This window comes from Ruegeria sp. H7 (assembly GCF_056532945.1).
In genome coordinates this window covers 88,419-107,669 of record NZ_JBQFNZ010000003.1, presented here as the reverse complement: position 1 = coordinate 107,669, position 19,251 = coordinate 88,419, and the positions used below count along the sequence as shown (strand labels likewise).

At 60.2% G+C, this 19,251-nt stretch carries 20 protein-coding genes and 1 riboswitch; of the genes, 7 read left to right on the top strand and 13 right to left on the bottom strand.

Features of this window, described 5'->3' with window-relative positions; translation table 11 throughout:
• Positions 1 to 15: 15 nt before the first annotated feature.
• The 12 genes from ACR0AC_RS09355 to dnaK form a co-directional block, all read right to left on the bottom strand.
• Complete coding sequence (locus ACR0AC_RS09355; RefSeq protein WP_480872979.1) at positions 16 to 750, bottom strand: ABC transporter permease; 735 nt, start codon at positions 748 to 750, stop codon at positions 16 to 18.
• Positions 747 to 1,472, bottom strand: coding sequence for an ABC transporter ATP-binding protein (locus tag ACR0AC_RS09350; protein WP_480872977.1), 726 nt, complete (start codon positions 1,470 to 1,472; stop codon positions 747 to 749). Before ACR0AC_RS09350 ends, ACR0AC_RS09355 begins: the two co-directional genes overlap by 4 nt.
• A complete protein-coding gene (gene tenA, locus ACR0AC_RS09345; protein ID WP_480872975.1) occupies positions 1,469 to 2,143 on the bottom strand; it encodes a thiaminase II in 675 nt (224 codons plus the stop codon). The genes ACR0AC_RS09350 and tenA overlap by 4 nt, the downstream gene beginning before the upstream one ends.
• Positions 2,140 to 3,075 (bottom strand): ABC transporter substrate-binding protein, encoded by a 936-nt coding sequence (locus tag ACR0AC_RS09340; RefSeq protein WP_480872973.1) that lies wholly within the window; start codon positions 3,073 to 3,075, stop codon positions 2,140 to 2,142. The genes tenA and ACR0AC_RS09340 overlap by 4 nt, the downstream gene beginning before the upstream one ends.
• A 20-nt stretch (positions 3,076 to 3,095) precedes the next feature.
• Positions 3,096 to 4,058 carry a HesA/MoeB/ThiF family protein gene (locus tag ACR0AC_RS09335; RefSeq protein WP_480872971.1) on the bottom strand — a complete coding sequence of 321 codons (963 nt, stop codon included), beginning with the start codon at positions 4,056 to 4,058 and terminating at the stop codon, positions 3,096 to 3,098.
• Entirely contained in the window at positions 4,055 to 4,651 is a 597-nt protein-coding gene (locus ACR0AC_RS09330) for a thiamine phosphate synthase (protein WP_480872969.1), read from the bottom strand. Before ACR0AC_RS09330 ends, ACR0AC_RS09335 begins: the two co-directional genes overlap by 4 nt.
• The gene (locus ACR0AC_RS09325) at positions 4,648 to 5,412 is read right to left on the bottom strand and encodes a thiazole synthase (RefSeq protein ID WP_170520976.1); all 765 of its coding nucleotides are present in this window, start codon (positions 5,410 to 5,412) and stop codon (positions 4,648 to 4,650) included. The genes ACR0AC_RS09330 and ACR0AC_RS09325 overlap by 4 nt, the downstream gene beginning before the upstream one ends.
• 2 nt (positions 5,413 to 5,414) lie before the next feature.
• Positions 5,415 to 5,609, bottom strand: coding sequence for a sulfur carrier protein ThiS (gene thiS, locus ACR0AC_RS09320; protein ID WP_170520974.1), 195 nt, complete (start codon positions 5,607 to 5,609; stop codon positions 5,415 to 5,417).
• Positions 5,593 to 6,570 carry a glycine oxidase ThiO gene (gene thiO, locus ACR0AC_RS09315; RefSeq protein ID WP_480872966.1) on the bottom strand — a complete coding sequence of 326 codons (978 nt, stop codon included), beginning with the start codon at positions 6,568 to 6,570 and terminating at the stop codon, positions 5,593 to 5,595. The genes thiS and thiO overlap by 17 nt, the downstream gene beginning before the upstream one ends.
• Positions 6,567 to 7,370, bottom strand: a complete 804-nt coding sequence (gene thiD, locus ACR0AC_RS09310) for a bifunctional hydroxymethylpyrimidine kinase/phosphomethylpyrimidine kinase (RefSeq protein ID WP_480872964.1) — start codon at positions 7,368 to 7,370, stop codon at positions 6,567 to 6,569. The genes thiO and thiD overlap by 4 nt, the downstream gene beginning before the upstream one ends.
• A gap of 46 nt (positions 7,371 to 7,416) precedes the next feature.
• Positions 7,417 to 7,523: riboswitch (TPP riboswitch) on the bottom strand.
• Between the two features lie 266 nt (positions 7,524 to 7,789).
• Positions 7,790 to 8,938 carry a molecular chaperone DnaJ gene (gene dnaJ / locus ACR0AC_RS09305; protein WP_170631510.1) on the bottom strand — a complete coding sequence of 383 codons (1,149 nt, stop codon included), beginning with the start codon at positions 8,936 to 8,938 and terminating at the stop codon, positions 7,790 to 7,792.
• A 74-nt stretch (positions 8,939 to 9,012) separates the two neighbouring features.
• Positions 9,013 to 10,920 carry a molecular chaperone DnaK gene (dnaK, locus tag ACR0AC_RS09300; protein WP_170453396.1) on the bottom strand — a complete coding sequence of 636 codons (1,908 nt, stop codon included), beginning with the start codon at positions 10,918 to 10,920 and terminating at the stop codon, positions 9,013 to 9,015.
• A gap of 214 nt (positions 10,921 to 11,134) precedes the next feature.
• Between dnaK and ACR0AC_RS09295 the strand changes: the two genes are divergently transcribed.
• Positions 11,135 to 11,737: an alpha-ketoglutarate-dependent dioxygenase AlkB family protein gene (locus ACR0AC_RS09295; RefSeq protein ID WP_480626492.1), complete on the top strand. Its 603-nt coding sequence runs from the start codon at positions 11,135 to 11,137 to the stop codon at positions 11,735 to 11,737.
• Here the strand turns inward: ACR0AC_RS09295 and ACR0AC_RS09290 are convergent.
• The gene (locus ACR0AC_RS09290; RefSeq protein ID WP_170453394.1) at positions 11,734 to 12,555 is read right to left on the bottom strand and encodes an ABC-2 transporter permease; all 822 of its coding nucleotides are present in this window, start codon (positions 12,553 to 12,555) and stop codon (positions 11,734 to 11,736) included. The two genes, ACR0AC_RS09295 and ACR0AC_RS09290, sit on opposite strands and share 4 nt — an antisense overlap.
• Positions 12,556 to 12,677: 122 nt before the next feature.
• Here ACR0AC_RS09290 and cysQ point away from each other — a divergent pair, with 122 nt between their 5' ends.
• The 6 genes from cysQ (at position 12,678) to ACR0AC_RS09260 (ending at position 19,250) form a co-directional block, all read left to right on the top strand.
• Entirely contained in the window at positions 12,678 to 13,475 is a 798-nt protein-coding gene (cysQ, locus tag ACR0AC_RS09285; RefSeq protein ID WP_480780807.1) for a 3'(2'),5'-bisphosphate nucleotidase CysQ, read from the top strand.
• The gene (locus ACR0AC_RS09280) at positions 13,475 to 14,275 is read left to right on the top strand and encodes a 3-deoxy-manno-octulosonate cytidylyltransferase family protein (protein WP_480780808.1); all 801 of its coding nucleotides are present in this window, start codon (positions 13,475 to 13,477) and stop codon (positions 14,273 to 14,275) included. Before cysQ ends, ACR0AC_RS09280 begins: the two co-directional genes overlap by 1 nt.
• Before the next feature lie 70 nt (positions 14,276 to 14,345).
• Complete coding sequence (gene galE / locus ACR0AC_RS09275) at positions 14,346 to 15,329, top strand: UDP-glucose 4-epimerase GalE (RefSeq protein WP_170735571.1); 984 nt, start codon at positions 14,346 to 14,348, stop codon at positions 15,327 to 15,329.
• A gap of 7 nt (positions 15,330 to 15,336) precedes the next feature.
• A complete protein-coding gene (locus ACR0AC_RS09270) occupies positions 15,337 to 16,380 on the top strand; it encodes a glycosyltransferase family 2 protein (RefSeq protein WP_480872960.1) in 1,044 nt (347 codons plus the stop codon).
• A gap of 186 nt (positions 16,381 to 16,566) precedes the next feature.
• The gene (locus ACR0AC_RS09265) at positions 16,567 to 17,553 is read left to right on the top strand and encodes a glycosyltransferase family 2 protein (RefSeq protein ID WP_170453690.1); all 987 of its coding nucleotides are present in this window, start codon (positions 16,567 to 16,569) and stop codon (positions 17,551 to 17,553) included.
• Complete coding sequence (locus tag ACR0AC_RS09260; protein ID WP_170453390.1) at positions 17,550 to 19,250, top strand: DUF5927 domain-containing protein; 1,701 nt, start codon at positions 17,550 to 17,552, stop codon at positions 19,248 to 19,250. The genes ACR0AC_RS09265 and ACR0AC_RS09260 overlap by 4 nt, the downstream gene beginning before the upstream one ends.
• The last annotated feature ends 1 nt before the right edge of the window (position 19,251 follow it).

Here is a 19,251-nt window from a genome sequence, read left to right as displayed (position 1 = left end):
TCGGTTTCTGATTGGTTAACGCACCTCACCCGCCAGCCGCGTCGTGGCCCGGCGAACCCCCATGTGCAGCAGGATGGAAAAGACCCCCAAAGTCAGCATCGCCGCAAACATCAGGTCCGTCTTCGCGCGGCCATTGGCCAGCAGCATCAGATAGCCCAACCCTTGCGACGACCCCACCCATTCACCGATCACCGCCCCGATGGGCGCATAGACCGCCGCCAGACGCATCCCCGAGGCCAAGGACGGCAACGCCGCCGGAATACGGATATGCCACAGCACCGCCCGTTTGCTGGCCTGCATGGTCCGCGCAAGGTCCAGATAACCGGGCGGCGTCCGCATCAGACCGTCGAAGAAAGACGAGGTGATCGGGAAATAGATGATCAGCACCGCCATCGCCACCTTGGACCAAAGCCCATAGCCCAGCCACAGGGTCAGCAGCGGGGCCAGCGCAAAGACCGGCAGCGCTTGGGTGAACACCAGCATCGGTTGCACCAGCACCCGCGCCGCCCGCGAATTGGCCAATTGCAGCGCCGTGACGACGCCCAGCACCGTACCAACACCCAGACCGATCACCACTTCGACCGCGGTGATCCATGTGTGTTCGGCGATCAGCCAGCGGTTCTGCCACCATGTCTCGGCCACAAGCGCCGGGCCGGGCAGGATGAATTTCGGCAGGCCGGTGATCCAGACGATCCCCTGCCAAACCACCACCGCGAACACAGCCGCCGCAAGGGCCGAAAGATATCTCATGCCGCCTCCCGCAACAGGCGCAACAGGGCCCCTTGGGTTTCCAATGTCTCAAGATCGTCCACATGGCGCGGCGCCGGCGCGCACGGAGGTTCACACGCAGTCAGCCCCTGCTGCGTCATCACCACGATGGACTGACCCAGCCGCGCGGCCTCGGCCGGATCATGGGTGACCAACAGCACGGTCCGGCCCTGCAACGTCTCTGCCGCCAGATCCTGCATATCCGCGCGCGTGCGGGCATCGAGGGCCGAGAATGGCTCATCCAACAGCACAATCGGCCGATCCTCCATCAGCGTTCGGGCCAAAGCCACGCGCTGTCGCTGGCCGCCAGACAATTCACAAGGTTTCTTGGCCATGTGGTCCTGCAGACGCATCCGCCGGATAAGGCGGTCGCGCCGCCCCAGGTCGGGTTTTTCACCCCGCAGCCGTGCACCCAACGAGACATTCTGCGCCACTGTGGCCCAAGGCAGCAGCAAATCGTCCTGCGCCATATAGGCCACGCGGTCCGGGACTGGTTGCGCGTCGCTGGCGGTGATTTCGCCGGTGAACGCCGCTCCGGTTTCCAAACCGGCAATCAGGCGCAGGACCGTGGTTTTGCCAACGCCCGATCCGCCCAGCAGGCAGGTCCACTGCCCCGCCGCAAGGGTCAGGGTCAGCGGCGCGAACAAAGGCGCGTCGCCAATATTCGCCCGCCCATTGACGGTCAGATCGGGTGCGGGAGTCACGGGGTCAGGCCCATCTGCCAGAAATTGACCTCCAGCTCGGTGGCGGTGCGGAAGGTCTGGCACAGGCGGTCCCAACGGGGTGAGGCCTTGAAATCCGGTCCAATCCGCCGTGTCAGAGCCGAATCCATCAACTCACCAATCGCCTTGCACCCGGCTTGGTACTCGTCTCTGGCATAGGTGTTGATCCAATCGCGATATGTCTCGGATGTGGCCTCGGACGCCAACCGGGTGCCAATCTCGCCATATCCCATAACGCAGGGCGCCAAAGCGGTAAGCAGATCCAGCAGATCCCCGCTATACCCCGCCTCAAGCACAAAGCGGGTATAGGCAAGGTTCTCGGTCCGTTCGGGCGTCGCGAACAACGCCTCCTGAGTAATCCCGGCCGCCTTACATATCCCGATATGCAACTGCATCTCTTCCCCGACCAGGGCGTTTACGGTTTCCGCTGCCGCCAGCATTTCCGCATGCGTCTCGGACTTGACCACCGCCAGCGCCCAGGCGCGGCTGAAATGGATCAGGAACACATAATCCTGACGCAGGTAATGCAGGAACGCGTCGCGCGGCAGCGTCCCGTCCTTCATCCCTTCGACAAAGGCGTGGCGGGTATAGTCCCGCCACGGCCCTTGCGCCGCGTCACGCATCAGCGCGAAGGCGTTGCCGTATCCGCTCATTGCGCGGTCACGTCGATGGTGATGTCGCTGACCGGCGTAAGACTGTCGACCATGCCGCTTTCGTTCAGAAACGCCTCGAACCTTGCATATCGACCGGCGTCAAAGCCAGCCGGACGCAGCGCAAAACGCGGCAGCGTGTCGACCCAGGCACGGGCGTTCAGCTCATCCTGCAACTCGGGCGAGGTAGAGGCAAAGATCTCCCAGCTTTTTTCCGGGTTGTTGACGATGAACTGCGTCGCCTTTTCGGTGGCCGCCAGGAACCGGGCGATCATGTCTTTGTCCATCGTCTCGGGGTTTGCGACATAGATCAGCTCGTCATAGGACGGCACGCCCTCTTCCTCGATATAGAAACAGGTGCCCGGACGGCCTTCGATATCCATCTGGTTCAGCTCGAAATTGCGATAGGCGCCGATGACGGCATCCACCTGCCCGGACATCAGCGAGGGCGAGAGCGAGAAGTTGACGTTGATCAGTTCAACGTCGTCCAGCGTGACGTCGTATTTGCCCAGCACGGTGCCCAGAACAGCCTCTTCCACGCCCGCAACTGAATACCCGATTTTCTTGCCCTTCAGGTCCGCAGGCGATTTGATCGGACCGTCTTTCAGCACCAGAAGGCAACTCAACGGGGTCGCGACCAGCGTTCCAACACGTTTCAGCGGCAGACCCTCGTGGATCTGAAGATGCAGTTGCGGCTGATAAGACACGGCAAGTTCCGCCTGACCGGCGGCCACCAGACGCGGCGGGGCCGAGGGGTCGGCGGGCGGAATGATCTCGACCTGCAATCCTTCGTCGGCGAAATAGCCGTTTTCCTGCGCCACGATGATCGGGCCATGGTCGGGGTTGATGAACCAGTCCAGCAGCACGGTCATCTTGTCTTCGGCCCAGGCCGGCGCAGCGGCCAGCAGGGCGATGGCTGTCATCAGCTTTTTCATATCTCGCGTTTCCTTTTCACTCACGAGGTTGAGGCCGCGACGAGGACAATCTCGCCCGGCCAATCCGGTTCAATCTGTTCTGCAGCGCGCCAGGCCCGCAGGCCGGTCGCGCAGCACAAAGCCAGTCTTTTATCCTTGTTAGGCTCTATTTTTAGATCTTCGACACTCAGGCGTTGCGCCAACGGGTGGATCGGTTCCGGGGCTTCGCCCGTGTCCCGCAATTCGACGATCATGTTACTGGCGTCCAGTTGCGAGGCGGCCAGAAAGGGAAAGACCCGCTCGGGCTCGGGCGCTGCGTCGAACCGGAAACTGGTGCTGCGCAGGTTGCGTGCATCGAGCTGCACCATTTGACCCAGCGGCGAGGGGTCGATCCCCAAAATCAACGCCAGCGCCATCTGCGCCTGCATCGCGCCGATCACCCCCACGACGGGCCCCAGAACGCCCGCCGTGGCACAGCTTGCCCCGCTGTCCGGCGCATCCGGAAATACCGCACGTAGTGAGGGTGCACCGCCGCAAAACCCGCCGACATAGCCGGACAGGCCCAGAACCGAGGCGCTGATCAGCGGCTTGCCCGCGATCATACAGGCATCCGACAAAATGTAGCTGGCGGCATAGCTGTCTGCACAATCGAGGATCACATCGGCCTGCCCGATGAAATCCATTACTTTGCTGTTTGTTAGAGCCTGTTTTTGACCAATAGCCACTATCCCGGAATTCAGCGCACGGCAGCGTTCCGCCGCGACCTCGGCCTTTGGGCGACCGCATTCCGCCTCGGCAAACAACGTCTGTCGATGCAGGTTCGACAGGGCGACATGATCCGCGTCCATGATCGTAAGATGTCCGACACCCGCCCCAACCAGCAACGGCAGGACCGGAGCCGCCAGCCCGCCCGCGCCCACAACCAGAACCCGCGCGCGCGACAGGCGGGCCTGCCCTTCGGCACCGACCTCGGGCAGGATCATCTGGCGGGCGTACCGGTTCATCTGGTGACCTCGATCCATTGGCGCACGCGCGCCTCGGAGTCGGGGTTCAGGGTGATGTCTGTCACGACCGAAACGATGTCTGCCCCAGCCTCAAGTACACCTTCCGCGCGCTCAACGCTCATGCCGCCGATCCCGACCAGAGGGATGTCGCCCACGCGCGCCTTCCACTCGGTGACCCGGGGCAGGCCCTGCTGTTCCCATTTCATCTTCTTCAGAATCGTCGGATAGACCGGGCCCAGCGCCACATAGTCGGGGTCCATGGTCAGCACACGCTCAAGCTCATCATCATCATGGGTCGAGACGCCCAGCTTCAGCCCAGCCTTGCGGATCGCTTTCAGATCAGCGTCGTCCAGATCCTCCTGCCCCAGATGGATCCAGTCACAGCCTGCATCGATGGCGGCTTGCCAATAGTCATTGACAACCAGCACCGCGCCATACTCGTGGCAGAGATCGCGAGAGGTCACGATCTGCGCCCGAACAACCGCGTCCGGTTGATCCTTGATGCGCAGCTGCACCAACTTCACACCCAAGGGCAGCATCCGCCGCAACCAATCTGAGTGATCGAAAATCGGATAGAAACGGTCCAGCGTCATGACAGGAACGCCTTTCCTATGACGGGGGTTGAGGGTTCGGCCATATCCCGCGCCTCGATCGGGTCGGCCTGATGCGCCAGTTGCCCGGCCTCAACCGCCATCGCCATTGCTTGCGCCATTCGCACCGGATCACCGGCCCGCGCGACTGCGGTGTTCAGAAGAACGGCGTCATAACCCAGTTCCATCGCATGGGCCGCATGGCTGGGCAGGCCAATCCCGGCATCGATAACCAGCGGCACATCGGGAAATTCCGCTCGCATCGCACGCAATGCGTATTCGTTGTTCAAACCGCGCCCCGAACCGATAGGAGCACCCCAGGGCATCAGAACCTCGCACCCGGCCCCTAACAACCGTTCGCCCACGATCAGATCATCGGTGGTATAGGGAAAAACCTGGAACCCGTCCTCAGCCAGGATCCGAGCCGCCTCGACCAGTTGGAACACGTCCGGTTGCAGGCTGTCGGTATGGCCGATCAGTTCCAGCTTGATCCAAGGGGTCTCGAACACTTCGCGCGCCATATGCGCGGTTGTCACCGCCTCTTTTACAGTGTGGCACCCGGCGGTGTTGGGCAGCACCCGCACCCCCAGATCGCGGATCATCTGCCAGAATGTCTGCCCCGCCCCGGATTCGCGCCGCAGAGACACCGTGGCCACGCCAGCACCACTTGCGCGGAAGGCCTGTTCCAGAATCGCAGGGCTGGGATATTGCGCGGTGCCCAGCATCAGCGGATTGGGCAAGTCGATACCATAGAAACTGCGCATCCTCACCCCCCCTGCATCGGCGACAGGATTTCGACCCGGTCGCCTTCGTTCAAAGCATGGGCAATGCGCAGGCCCGAAGGCACAAATTCTTCATTCACCGCCGTCGCGACGCGACCCGAGAAACCGCATTCCTCTAACAACTCGGCCAAAGTGACGGCCATCACGTTCTTGGGTTCACCGTTAAGCACGATCTTCATCGACCATCTCCGACTGTTTGTTGTCCAACGCCAGATCGGCCACGCCCTGCGCCAGCGCCGGGGCCAGCAAATAGCCGTGACGGTAGAGCCCGTTGGCATAGATCGTCCCGCCCAGACGCCGAATGCGCGGCAGGTTGTCCGGGAAGGCGGGGCGCAGATCGACACCGATTTCCAGCACCTCGGCCTCGCCAAATGCAGGGTTCAGGGCATAGGCGGCGCTGAGCAGTTCCAGCATCGACCGCGCCGTGATGCGGCTGCTGTCTTCGCTTTCGATCATCGTGGCACCCAGCATGTAGATGCCATCGCCACGCGGCACGATATAAAGCGGGATACGCGGATGCAGCAGACGCACCGGACGCGTCAGGGTCACGTCAGGGCAGCGCATGACCAGCATCTCTCCCTTCACGCCGCGCAGATCCTGCAACACATCCCGCGCCGTCAGCCCGCGGCAGTCGATGAGGTTATCCAACTGCGCAGGCGCGTGATCGTTGCGGAATTCGACACCCTGTTCCTTGAGATTGCGGTACAGGTCATGCAGCGCCTGTCGTGGATCAAGGTGAGCCTCTCGTTCAAAAAACAAGCCCTGTCCGAATCCATGCATATCAGGCTCTAATTCGGCTAATTTTGCATGATCCAATTCGGTAAACGCTTCGGTCCGACGCGCGAAGCGGCGCAAGTCCGGCAGATCCCTGGCATTCGCCACGACCAGAGTGCCATTGCGATGCACCTGCGTTCGCTCTGCCCACCAATTGATGGCCTTCTGACCCAACCGCAAAACGGGTTCCTCGGCGTTTTCGTATTCGCACCAAGGGGCCAGCATGCCGCCCGCCCACCACGAACACCCATGCGGACCGGGCGGACCAGCGGGGTCAAAGACCTGCACCTGTTCGCCGCGCGAGACCAGCTCGCTGGCAACGGCCAATCCGGCAACCCCGGCCCCTATGACAGACCAGAGCGTCACGCGGGCCAAACCCGGTGAAAGTGATGCACCGGCCCGTGCCCCGATCCGACATTCAACTCATCCGCCCGCGCAATCGCGCCTTGCAGATAGTCATGCGCTTCGGCCACCGCCTCGGGCAGCGCCAAACCCTTCGCCAGACCGGCCACAATCGCCGAGGACAGGGTGCAACCCGTTCCATGCGTGTTTCTGGTGTTTTGCCTTGGTGCCTGAAACTCGGCCACAACACCTGTTTCACCGATCAGCATATCGTGGCAGATGTCACCTGTGCCATGGCCACCCTTCATCAGAACCGTCCGCGCTCCCATTGCGCACAGCGCCTTGCCCTGTTCGATCATCTCGCTTCGCGACGCCGCAGCTTGCTGATCCAGCAGGCAAGCCGCCTCGGGCAGGTTCGGTGTCAAAACACTCGCGCGGGGCACCAGGACGTCACGGAGGGTCTGCACAGCCGCGTCCGCCAGCAAGGCGTCGCCGGATTTCGCAATCATCACCGGGTCTAGAACGATGGGGCCGTCAAACCCCGATAGTGCCCGCGCTACGGTTTGGATGATTTCAGGCGTTGCCAGCATGCCGATCTTGATCGCGCCAACGTTCAGATCGGTCAGCACCGCCTCGACCTGCGCGGCGATCACGTCCGGCGGGATACCGTGCACAGCCGTAACCGCCTGCGTGTTCTGCGCCGTGACTGCGGTGATGACGCTGGATCCATAAACGCCCAAAGCCGACATCGCCTTCAGATCGGCCTGAATCCCCGCGCCGCCGCCGCTGTCGGATCCTGCTATGGTCAGGGCAATTGCTGCCACGTCGTCGCTCCATCATTTTGGGGGCAACGCGGGCATGGAAAACGTCTGTATGCGTTAGACCGTTCCCTACGCCGGTATTGCCCGGATCAGGTTCGATGGGTTAACGCATTCACGCCTCTCAGCCCTTTGATCAGGGCACCCCAACGGTTGATGCGGACAATCTCAGGGCAGGCGCTGGAAATCAAGCGTCAATCCACAGGTCATAAGGCCACTTTGGGCAAGAGGTTAAGACCAAAGCGGCGTTTGAATTGCGGAGGAAAATGCGAGGCTCTGCCTCGCGCTCCGAGGTATTTTGGGCCAGATGAATAAAGGATCCCTTGCTTCATCTGGCCACAAATATCTCGGGGGAGACGCCCGGTACGGGCGGCGGGGGCAGAGCCCCCAATAGCGGACGACCGCCCTAATAGAGGCAGTCCGCCTTAACCCTTCATCCCGTCCCAAAAGGACTTGACGGACGAGAAAAAGCTTTTGGATTCCGGGTGGTTATCTTCCCCCAGATCATCAAACTCACGCAGAAGCTCTTTCTGTCGGCTGGTCAGGTTGACCGGAGTTTCCACGGCCAGTTCGATGAACATGTCGCCAACACCGCCACCGCGAAGGGCGGGCATGCCCTTGCCGCGCAGACGCATCTGACGGCCCGACTGGCTGCCTGCCGGGATTTGCACCCGACCGCGGCCACCGTCGATGGTTGGAACTTCGATCGACCCACCCAGCGCAGCCTTGGCCATGCTGACCGGCACGCGGCAATACAGGTTCACGCTGTCGCGTTCGAACAGCTTGTGATCCGAAACCTCCACAAAGATATAGAGATCACCCGGAGGGCCACCGCGCATTCCGGCTTCGCCTTCACCGGCCAAGCGGATACGGGTACCGGTTTCAACACCGGCAGGGATGTTCACCGACAGGGCGCGTTCTTTTTCGACACGGCCCGCGCCATTGCAGGATTTGCATGGGTTCTTGATGATCTGGCCCAATCCCGAACAGGTCGGGCAGGTGCGTTCAACGGTAAAGAACCCCTGCTGCGCGCGAACCTTGCCCATGCCGGAACAGGTCGGACAGGTGGTGGGCTCTGCGCCGCCTTCGGCCCCCGTTCCTTCGCAGGATGAACAGGCCACTGCGGCGGGTACGTTGATGGTTTTCTGCAGCCCCGCGTAAGCCTCTTCCAACGACACACGCAGATTATAGCGCAGGTCCGAGCCGCGCGCGGCCCGACGTCCGCCGCCACCGCCCCGCTGCCCACCCATGAAATCGCCGAACAGATCGTCGAAAACGTCCGAGAACGCGCTGGAAAAATCACCCTGACCAAAGCCGCCGCCGGGACGGCCGCCGCCGCCCATACCGTTTTCGAATGCGGCATGACCAAACCGGTCATAGGCCGCTTTCTTGTCGGCGTCGCGCAGCACGTCATAAGCCTCGTTGGCTTCCTTGAACTGCGCCTCGGCATCCGGGTTGTCCTTGTTGCGGTCGGGATGCAACTCTTTGGCTTTCTTGCGAAAACCCTTTTTGATCTCGTCCGCCGATGCGCCCTTGGTCACGCCGAGCACATCGTAGTAGTCGCGTTTTGACATCAGTGTTTCCTTCTGCCTCAACGTAATCGGGCCGGCCCGGCAACCGGACCGGCCCGCATTGGCCCGGTTACCCGTTAGTTACGCTTGTCGTCGTCCAGATCTTCGAACTCGGCGTCGACAATGTCATCATCGCCCGGCGCGGCATCTGCTGCTGCCGGTTCTTCTTCGCCCTCTTCGGCTTGCGCCTTGTAGATGGCTTCGCCCAGCTTCATGGCGGCTTCGGTCACGTTCTGAATGCCCGACTTGATCTTGTCGGCATTTTCGGTCTCCAGCTCGTCCTTCAGCGCGGCAATTGCCAACTCGATGGCTTCGATGGTGGTCGGGTCAACCTTGTCGGCATGCTCTTCCATCGACTTTTCGGTCGAGTGGATGAGGCTTTCCGCCTGGTTCTTGGCATCGACCAGCTCGCGGCGTTCCTTGTCGGCTTCCGCGTTCTCTTCGGCGTCCTTGACCATCTTTTCGATGTCCTCGTCGGACAGGCCGCCAGATGCCTGGATGGTGATCTTCTGCTCTTTGCCGGTGCCTTTGTCCTTGGCCGAAACCGAGACAATGCCGTTGGCGTCGATGTCAAACGTCACCTCGATCTGCGGCATACCGCGCGGTGCGGGCGGGATGTCTTCAAGGTTGAACTGACCCAGGATCTTGTTGTCCGAGGCCATTTCACGCTCACCCTGGAACACACGGATGGTCACGGCGTTCTGGTTGTCTTCGGCGGTCGAGAAGACCTGAGACTTTTTCGTCGGGATGGTCGTGTTGCGGTCGATCAGACGGGTGAACACGCCGCCCAGAGTTTCAATCCCCAGCGACAGCGGGGTCACGTCCAGCAGAACAACATCCTTGACGTCGCCCTGCAGAACACCGGCCTGAATGGCGGCGCCCATGGCGACCACTTCGTCCGGGTTCACCCCCTTGTGCGGCTCTTTGCCGAAGAATTTGGTGACCTCTTCGATCACTTTCGGCATCCGGGTCATACCACCGACCAGAACAACCTCATCGACGTCGCCCGCCGACAAGCCGGCGTCTTTCAGCGCGGCGGCGCAGGGCTTCATCGATTTCTTGATCAGATCGCCCACCAGCGATTCCAGCTTGGCACGGGTCAGTTTCATGACCATGTGCAGCGGCTGACCGTTCGAACCCATCGAGATGAACGGCTGGTTGATCTCGGTCTGCGAGGTCGAGGACAGTTCGATCTTGGCCTTTTCAGCGGCTTCTTTCAGACGCTGCAGAGCCATCTTGTCCTGGCTCAGATCGACACCGTGTTCCTTTTTGAACTCATCCGCCAAGTAGTTGACGATGCGCATGTCAAAGTCTTCACCACCCAGGAAGGTGTCACCGTTGGTCGATTTGACCTCGAACAACCCGTCGTCGATTTCCAGAATGGTCACGTCGAAGGTACCACCACCAAGGTCATAAACCGCGATGGTTTGGGTGTCTTCCTTGTCCAGACCATAGGCCAGCGCGGCCGCGGTCGGTTCGTTGATGATCCGCAGCACTTCGAGACCGGCGATTTTGCCGGCGTCTTTGGTGGCCTGACGCTGTGCGTCGTTGAAATAGGCGGGAACGGTGATAACCGCCTGCGTGACGTCCTCACCCAGATAGCTCTCGGCGGTTTCCTTCATCTTGCCCAGAGTGAAGGCCGAAATCTGGCTTGGGGAGTATTTTTCACCGCGGGCTTCGACCCACGCGTCGCCATTGCCGCCATCGACGATGGCGTAGGGCACCATTTTCTTGTCTTTTTCGACTTCTGCATCATCCACACGACGACCGATCAGGCGCTTGACGCCAAAGATCGTGTTGTCGGGGTTGGTGACCGCCTGACGTTTCGCAGGCTGACCGACCAGACGCTCTTCTTCGGTGAAGGCGACGATCGAGGGCGTGGTCCGCGCCCCTTCGGCGTTTTCGATGACCTTCGGCTGCGAGCCGTCCATGATGGCCACGCACGAGTTTGTGGTACCGAGGTCAATCCCGATGACTTTTCCCATTTTTGCAATCCCTTTCTCTTCAAGGCGATGTCCCGAGGGCCGGACCCGTTATGGCATCCTGTCCCCGATCTGATGTGCGCGACAGCACTACACCAACGCGCGTCCCGGCGTATATAAGGGCCGGACCAGAGGCCTGCAAGCACTCTGAATCGCAGCTTTTCGCGAATCTGCGGCCTTTTTGGGCAAGGATTAAGTAAGGAATGGGGAATCTGGGATGGCGCGGCTGCTTTTGCGGGGGTTCGACATCAGGAAAGGGTATCTGGACAGCGCCGAGCAGACCCGGGTGATCGAAGCGCTGCGCCCGATTCTGAAAGCCGCGCCGCTGTTCCGGCCCGTGACGCCGTCGGGGAAAGAGATGTCCGTGCGCATGACCTCGGCCGGGGATCTGGGTTGGGTCACCGACAGATCGGGCTATCGCTATCAGGATCGCCACCCCAAAGGCGCCAAATGGCCTGCCATACCCGAGGCGGTTCTGACCATCTGGCGCGATCTGGTCAGCCCGGATCGCGCGCCCGATTGTTGCCTGATCAATTACTATGACGAGGACGCAAAGATGGGGCTGCATCAGGACAAAGATGAGGCTGATTTTTCCTGGCCCGTTCTGTCCGTGTCACTGGGCGACGACGCGCTGTTCCGGATCGGCAATACGACACGCGGCGGCAAGACGGAATCGATCTGGCTGAGTTCGGGCGACGTCGTCATCATGGGCGGCCCGGCCCGGCTGACCTATCACGGCGTTGATCGCATCCGGCCCGGATCATCGCGGTTGTTGCCCAAAGGCGGACGGATCAACCTGACGATGCGCATGGCAACCTAACGGCGGGCGTTCCAGCTTTGGGACATGTGCTTGCGGGAAAAAAACTCGCCCAGCAAACCGATCATCAGCAGCGCTATTCCAACCCACAACGCGTATTCCCAACTGGTGTTGCGGGGGAAATAGTTGCGAAACACGAAGCCCCGACACTGATCGATCAGGTGAAACAGAGGGTTCCACGCAAACATCAACAGAACGCTTCCGCCCAATGCGTTGGCAATGAACATCTTACCGGAAAACACCATGTTCAGACGGCGGTAAATGTTGCTGAGCATCCCGGCGGCCGTCGGAAACCATGGGGTTAAGGCCATAAACACCAAACCAACCGAACAGCCGGTGAACCAGGACAGAATGAACATCCCAAACGCGCCGCCGGGATCCTGAACCTCAAGCGGCGCGACCGCCAGGCTGTAGACGAACAGGATCACCAGAACTGACATCAATTGCTTGTAAAGCGTGCCGAACGCGGCGGCCAGGATCATGACCATCGGGTTCATGGGCGAGTGCAGCATCATCGGACTGTTCTTGCCGCCAAGTTTCGAAATGCTGCCAACCGATTGAATATGCGTCATGAACAGGAAAACACCTGACAAAACATACAGGACAAATTCGCCCCGGATTTTGGCGACGCGTGTACCCATGAAGGACATGATCAGGTAAAACACCGAAGCCATCAGAACGACCTGCAAAATGTTGATCAGGATCGCAATAACCGCGTTGGAATGCCGCGCGCGCACGCTGCGCACCACGGCGTGGAACACCAGTTCGGCTGTGGTGAACGCACCGCTCAGCAGCGTTTGGTTACGCCTAAAATAAAACACTCGAAGGGTCTTTCCCGTTTTGCTGCCGTCAATCTGGCACGAATACCTTGCCGTTCGGTAACCGGCACATCATAAGTCCGTCAGAGATTTGGATCAACAAACCACGTAAACGGAGCTTTTTTGTGACCTACGACGCGCTTATCCCCGTCATCCGACGTCTGGCCCTGGAAGCAGGCGACAAGATCATGGAGATCTACAACTCGGATGATTTCGACGTAAAGGTCAAATCTGACGCCAGCCCCGTGACCGAAGCGGATGAGGCCGCAGATGCCCTGATCTCGGCCGGGCTGCGCGCAGCGTTTCCCGATATTCTGCTGGTGACCGAGGAGCAAGCCGCCTCGCATTCCGAGAAAGGTGACACTTTCCTGATCGTCGATCCGCTGGATGGCACCAAGGAATTCATCAACCGGCGTGGGGATTTCACGGTCAATATTGCCCTGGTCGAAAACGGGGTTCCGACGCGGGGCGTTGTTTACGCGCCAGCCAAGGGGCGCATGTTCTACACGCAGGCCGATGGCCAATCGGTCGAGGAAACCGGTGCGCTGGATAAGGACCAGCCCGGCGACCTGACCGCAATATCAGTCTCTGAACCAGACAATTCGGCGCTTTTGATCGTTGCGTCCAAATCGCACCGGGATCAGGCGACCGAGGATTACATCAACAAATATCAGGTGCAGGACAGCAAAAGCGCGGGCTCGTCGCTGAAATTCTGTCTGGTGGCAACGGGTGAGGCTGATCTTTACCCCCGTGTCGGGCGCACGATGGAGTGGGATACCGCCGCCGGTCACGCGGTGCTGGCGGGCGCGGGCGGTCAGGTGGTTCGCTTTGACGACCATTCCCCGCTGACCTACGGCAAGGACGGCTATGCAAATCCGTTCTTTATCGCCTACGCTCCGGGTGTTGAGTTGAAGGAAGCCTGATGTCTGTTCTGATCGCCATCCCCGCCCGCTATGCCTCGACCCGGTATCCCGGCAAGCCTCTGGTTCCGTTGACCGGCGCGACCGGTAAGGCGATGACACTGATCGAACGGTCCTGGCGCGCGGCCTGTTCCGTCTCGGGCGTCGACAAGGTGGTTGTTGCCACCGATGACGACCGTATCCGCGAGGCCGCCGAGGCCTTCGGGGCCGAAGTCGTCATGACTTCCGAAGCATGCCAGAACGGCACCGAACGCTGCGCCGAAGCGCATGCCGCACTGGGCGGTGGCTATGAGATCGTCGTGAACCTGCAAGGCGATGCACCTTTGACGCCACATTGGTTTGTCGAGGATCTGATCTCGGGCCTGCGCGCGGCACCTGATGCGGGTGTGGCCACCCCGGTTCTGCGCTGTGACGGCGATGCGCTGAACAGTTTGCTGAACGACCGCAAACATGGGCGTGTCGGCGGCACCACAGCCGTTTTCGCGCGCGACAACAGCGCGATGTATTTCTCGAAAGAAGTCGTGCCGTTCACAGCCGAAACCTATGAAGACGACGCACCCACCCCGGTCTTTCATCACGTCGGCGTCTATGCCTATCGGCCCGATGCTTTGGCCGCCTATCCCGGCTGGCCAACCGGACCGCTGGAACAGCTGGAAGGTCTGGAACAGCTGCGCTTCATGGAAAACGGGCGCAAGGTTCTGTGCGTCGAGGTCGAAGCCAAAGGTCGCCAGTTCTGGGAGCTGAACAACCCGCAGGACGTACCGAAGATCGAAGAGATGATGGCCGCTATGGGTCTGGAGTGACCTCTTTTCCCCATGACCTTCGCACCTGCCATGGCGTAGGAACCTCCAACTCTGACCTTACGGATCGCATATGAAAACTGTTCTTGTAACCGGTGGCGCTGGCTATATCGGATCCCATGCCTGCAAGGCGTTGTCACAGGCCGGGTATGTGCCCGTCACCTATGACAACCTGATCACCGGCTGGCAGGATGCGGTCAAATTCGGCCCGTTCGAACAGGGCGACCTTCTGGATCGCGCCCGTCTGGACGAGGTTTTCGCGAAACACCAGCCAGTGGCGGTGATGCATTTCGCCGCGCTCAGCCAGGTGGGCGAGGCGATGAAAGAGCCCGGTAAATACTGGTCCAACAACGTGACCGGCTCGCTGACGCTGATCGAGGCCGCGGTTGCGGCAGGGTGTCTGGACTTTGTGTTCTCATCGACCTGCGCCACTTATGGTGAGCATGACAATGTGGTGCTGGATGAGACAACCTCGCAGCACCCGCTGAACGCCTATGGCGCGTCCAAGCGCGCGATCGAAGATATCCTGCACGATTTCGAGGCCGCGCATGGGCTGCGCCACGTAATCTTCCGCTATTTCAACGTCGCGGGCGCGGACCCGGATGGCGAAGTGGGTGAGTTTCACCGCCCTGAAACCCATCTGGTGCCGCTGATGCTGGACGCAATTGACGGCAAACGGGACGGGCTGACTGTATTTGGCACCGATTACGACACGCCGGACGGCACCTGTATCCGCGACTATGTCCATGTCTGCGATCTGGTTGACGCGCATGTGCTGGGTTTGAACTGGCTGGAAGAGGGCAAAGGCAGCCGGGTCTTCAACCTTGGCACCGGCTCGGGCTTTTCGGTTCTGCAAGTCATCGAACATTCCAAGGCCGTTACCAACCGCGCGGTGCCCTATACGGTCGGGGCGCGTCGCGAAGGCGATTGCACCAAGCTGGTTTCCGGCTCTGTCCGCGCCGAGGCCGAGTTGGGGTGGAAGCCCAAAAGGTCAACGTTAGAGACGATGATTGCCGACGCATGGCGCTGGCATCAGAACGGCCATTACGAGCAATGAGGCCCGATTGACCAGCGCATCGGTACAGCCCCTGCCCCAAATCGGATGGGCCCAGATGTACCGTCTGCGCTGGAAACGCCGCCGTCTGCTAATGCGCGCATGGCGCAGCCGACATCAACTGAACAGCGTGAACGATCAGACCGACAAGATCACGCGCGGCAGCATTCTGGCCTTCACCACGCTGCGCAACGAAATCACGCGCCTGCCCTGGTTTCTGCACCATTATCGCAGCCTCGGGGTCGATCACTTTCTGATCGTGGACAATGGCAGCGACGATGGCTCGGCTGAATTGCTGCTGGATCAGCCCGATGTCTCGCTATGGCAAACCCATGCAAGTTATCGGGCTTCGCGCTATGGGTTGGACTGGCTGACATTGCTGCAAATGCGCCATGGCCATCGCCATTGGTGTCTGATGGTGGATGCGGATGAGTTGTTGATCTATGCCCATCACGACACACGCTCGCTGCGCGATCTGACAAAATGGCTGGACCAGACAGGGCGCGGGGCGTTTGGCGCGCTGATGCTGGACTTGTATCCCGACGGCCCGTTGGGGGATCAAAGCTATGACCCCGACAGCGATCCGACAGCAGTGCTGAGTTGGTTCGATGCCGGGCCATATCGGGCCCAGCGTCAAAGCCCGGCGGGCAATCTGTGGGTTCAGGGTGGTGCGCGTGAACGCATGTTCTTTGCCACGACGCGACAGCGATCTCCGACCCTGAACAAGATCCCGCTGATACGCTGGTGCCGCCGCTACGCCTATGTGAATTCCTGCCACTCGGCCCTGCCCCGGCACTTGAACGCAGCCTATGACGGACCCGGAGGCTCGGCACCTTCCGGTATCTTGCTCCACACGAAATTCCTGCCCGAGATCGTCGAGAAGTCGCGGATCGAGAAGCAGCGCCGCCAGCATTTTCATGACCCTGACCAATTCGGGCCATATTATGATGGGATTATCAATCGCCCGACCCTTTGGACCGCTCAATCGACGCGCTATGCAGGGTGGGAACAATTGCAGCAACTTGGGTTAATGAATGCCGGAGGATGGACGTAATGGGCGAAAACATGTGCATAAAAACCATGTTCACCGCTAACCGGTTCTAAATCCATTGCCCTGCAAGATGCATAGGTGGCATAAATCGGCATTAACCCGACCCTTTTTGCACGTTGAGGGGGGCGGAGGACGCTCGCGGCAAAACAAAGGTTGGATAATCACGTGAGCCTGTGGGACTCGTATCGGATGAGGTTGCGGCGCAAACGCCGTATCCTGCGCGGCGTCAGACGACGGCGCGAGCTTGGGCCCGTCAGCAACAACACCGCCGCCATTCGCCGCGAAGATATTCTGCTGATGAGCGTGGTGCGCAACGAAAAGATACGCCTGCCCTTTTTTCTGGACTACTACCGCAAACTGGGTATCGACCATTTTTTGTTTGTGGACAATGACAGCGATGACGGCACTTGCGAGTTCCTGAAATCACAACCCGATGTCTCGGTCTGGCGAACAAAGACCAGCTATAAACGCGCGGGGTTCGGGCTGGACTGGTCGAATTACTTGCTGCGCAAATACGCCCATAAACACTGGGTACTGACCGTCGATCCCGATGAGTTCTTCATCTATCCCTTCTGCGACACACGGCCCATCCGGGCGCTGACCGATTGGCTGGATGGATGCGCGGTGCGCAGTTTCGGGACCATGCTGATTGATATGTATCCGCAGGGGCCGGTGGACGCAGAGCCTTATCACGAAGGGCAGGACCCGTTCGAAATCGCGCGCTGGTTTGATGCCGGCAATTACATGATCACCAAGAACCCCGAGTATAAGAACCTGTGGATTCAAGGCGGCCCCCGCGCGCGCGTGTTCTTTCGCGACAACCCGTCAAAGGCGCCTGCGCTGAACAAGATCCCTCTGGTGAAATGGGACCGGCGCTATGTCTATGTCAGCTCGACCCATTCGCTGCTGCCGCGCGGCTTGAACCAGGTCTATGACGAATGGGGCGGTGAAAAAGCCAGTGGCGCGTTGCTACATGCCAAACTGATCGACACGCTGGGCGACAAGGCGCGTGAGGAGTTGCAGCGCGGTCAGCATTATCGCGGGTCGGGCGAATACAAAGCCTATGTCGATGGTCTGGACGAAAAGCCCGTCTTCTGGTGCGACTGGTCCGAAACCTATATCAACTGGCGACAGCTTGAGATTCTGGGCCTCATGTCAAAAGGAAACTGGGCATGAGTTCTTTGGGCATCGTCATGCTGGTGCATACCGCATTGGACCGCGCCGAACAGGTCGCCCGGCATTGGACGGCAGCGGGATGCCCGGTGGTGATCCATGTGGATCGTAAGGTGCCGGGCGATGTGTTCTCGAAATTCGTCGCCTCTTGCGCGGATGATCCGCTGATCGTGTTTTCCGAGCGTCACAAATGCGACTGGGGCGGTTGGGGCATCGTTGCCGGATCGCAGGCCGCATCCGAACTGATGTTGGAGCGGTTTCCGGACGTGCGGCATGTGTTCCTGTCCTCAGGGGCCTGCCTGCCGCTGCGCCCGGTGCAGGAGCTGGTTGACTACCTGTCCGACCGGCCCCGCGTCGATTTCATCGAAAGCGCCACCACCGCCGATGTCAGTTGGACCATTGGCGGGCTGGATCACGAACGCTTCACGCTGCGCTTTCCGTTTTCATGGCGTAAGCAGCGCAAATTGTTTGATGCCTATGTCAAGCTGCAACGCCGCTTGGGCCTGCGCCGCAGTATCCCCGAGGGACTGGTTCCCCATATGGGCAGCCAATGGTGGTGTCTGACCCGCCAAACCCTGTCCGCGATCTTGCAGGACCCGAAACGCAAGACCTATGACCGCTATTTCCGGCAGGTCTGGATACCCGATGAAAGCTATTTCCAGACGCTGGCGCGGCTGTATTCGACACATATCGAAAGCCGCTCGCTAACCTTGTCCAAGTTCGACTATCAAGGCCGGCCGCATATCTTCTACGACGATCACCTACAGTTGCTGCGCCGGTCGGATTGCTTTGTTGCGCGCAAAATCTGGTGGCGGGCGGATCGGTTGTATCAGGCCTTTCTGACCGATCAGACCGGCGCGATGAAACCGGCCGAGCCGAACCCCGGCAAGATCGACCGGGTGTTTTCCAAAGCGGTCGAGCGGCGCACCCATGGCCGCGACGGTCTTTACATGCAGGGCCGCTTCCCCAGGCATGGCAGTGAAAACGGCCTGACCTCATCGCCTTATTCCATGTTTCAGGGCTTTGGCGAATTGTTCGAGGATTTTGAAACCTGGCTGACCTCGGTCACCGGGGCACGGGTGCACGGGCGGTTGTTCGGACCCGATCGGGCCGAGTTCGCCCAAGGCCAGACAATCACCAACGGCGCGCTGAGCGATTGCGCCACCCTTCGGGACTACAACCCGACCGCCTTTCTGTCGAACCTGATCTGGAACACGCGGGGTGAGCGTCAGTGTTTTCAGTTCGGCCCAAATGACACGCAGGCCATCAACTGGTTCATGGCCCGCGACAAGAACGCCCAGGTCTCGGTCATTACCGGGGCATGGGCCATTCCGCTCTTCCGCTCGAACATGAACTTCGCGGATATCCGATGCGAGGCTGCGCGCCTGCAACGGATCGAAAGCAAACAGCTTGAGGTTCTGACCTCGGTCTGGACCAAGGCGAACGTCCGCAGCTGGACCCTGGCGGATTTCATCGAGGCCCCGATGGAGCCTTTGCAGACAATCATTGATGAGATCGGCACCCAAGGTGCCAGTCACCTGACGGAAGCGCCGACCATGGTCGATCTGTCCGGCTTTGGTCAATTCCTGCAAAACCTGAAGAACCAGGGCATGCACCCGCAATTGATGGGGGATTTCCCTGCCGACGACGTTTTCGGCACGCAGACCAAGCCATATCGCAAACCCTATCTGGTGCAGTGAT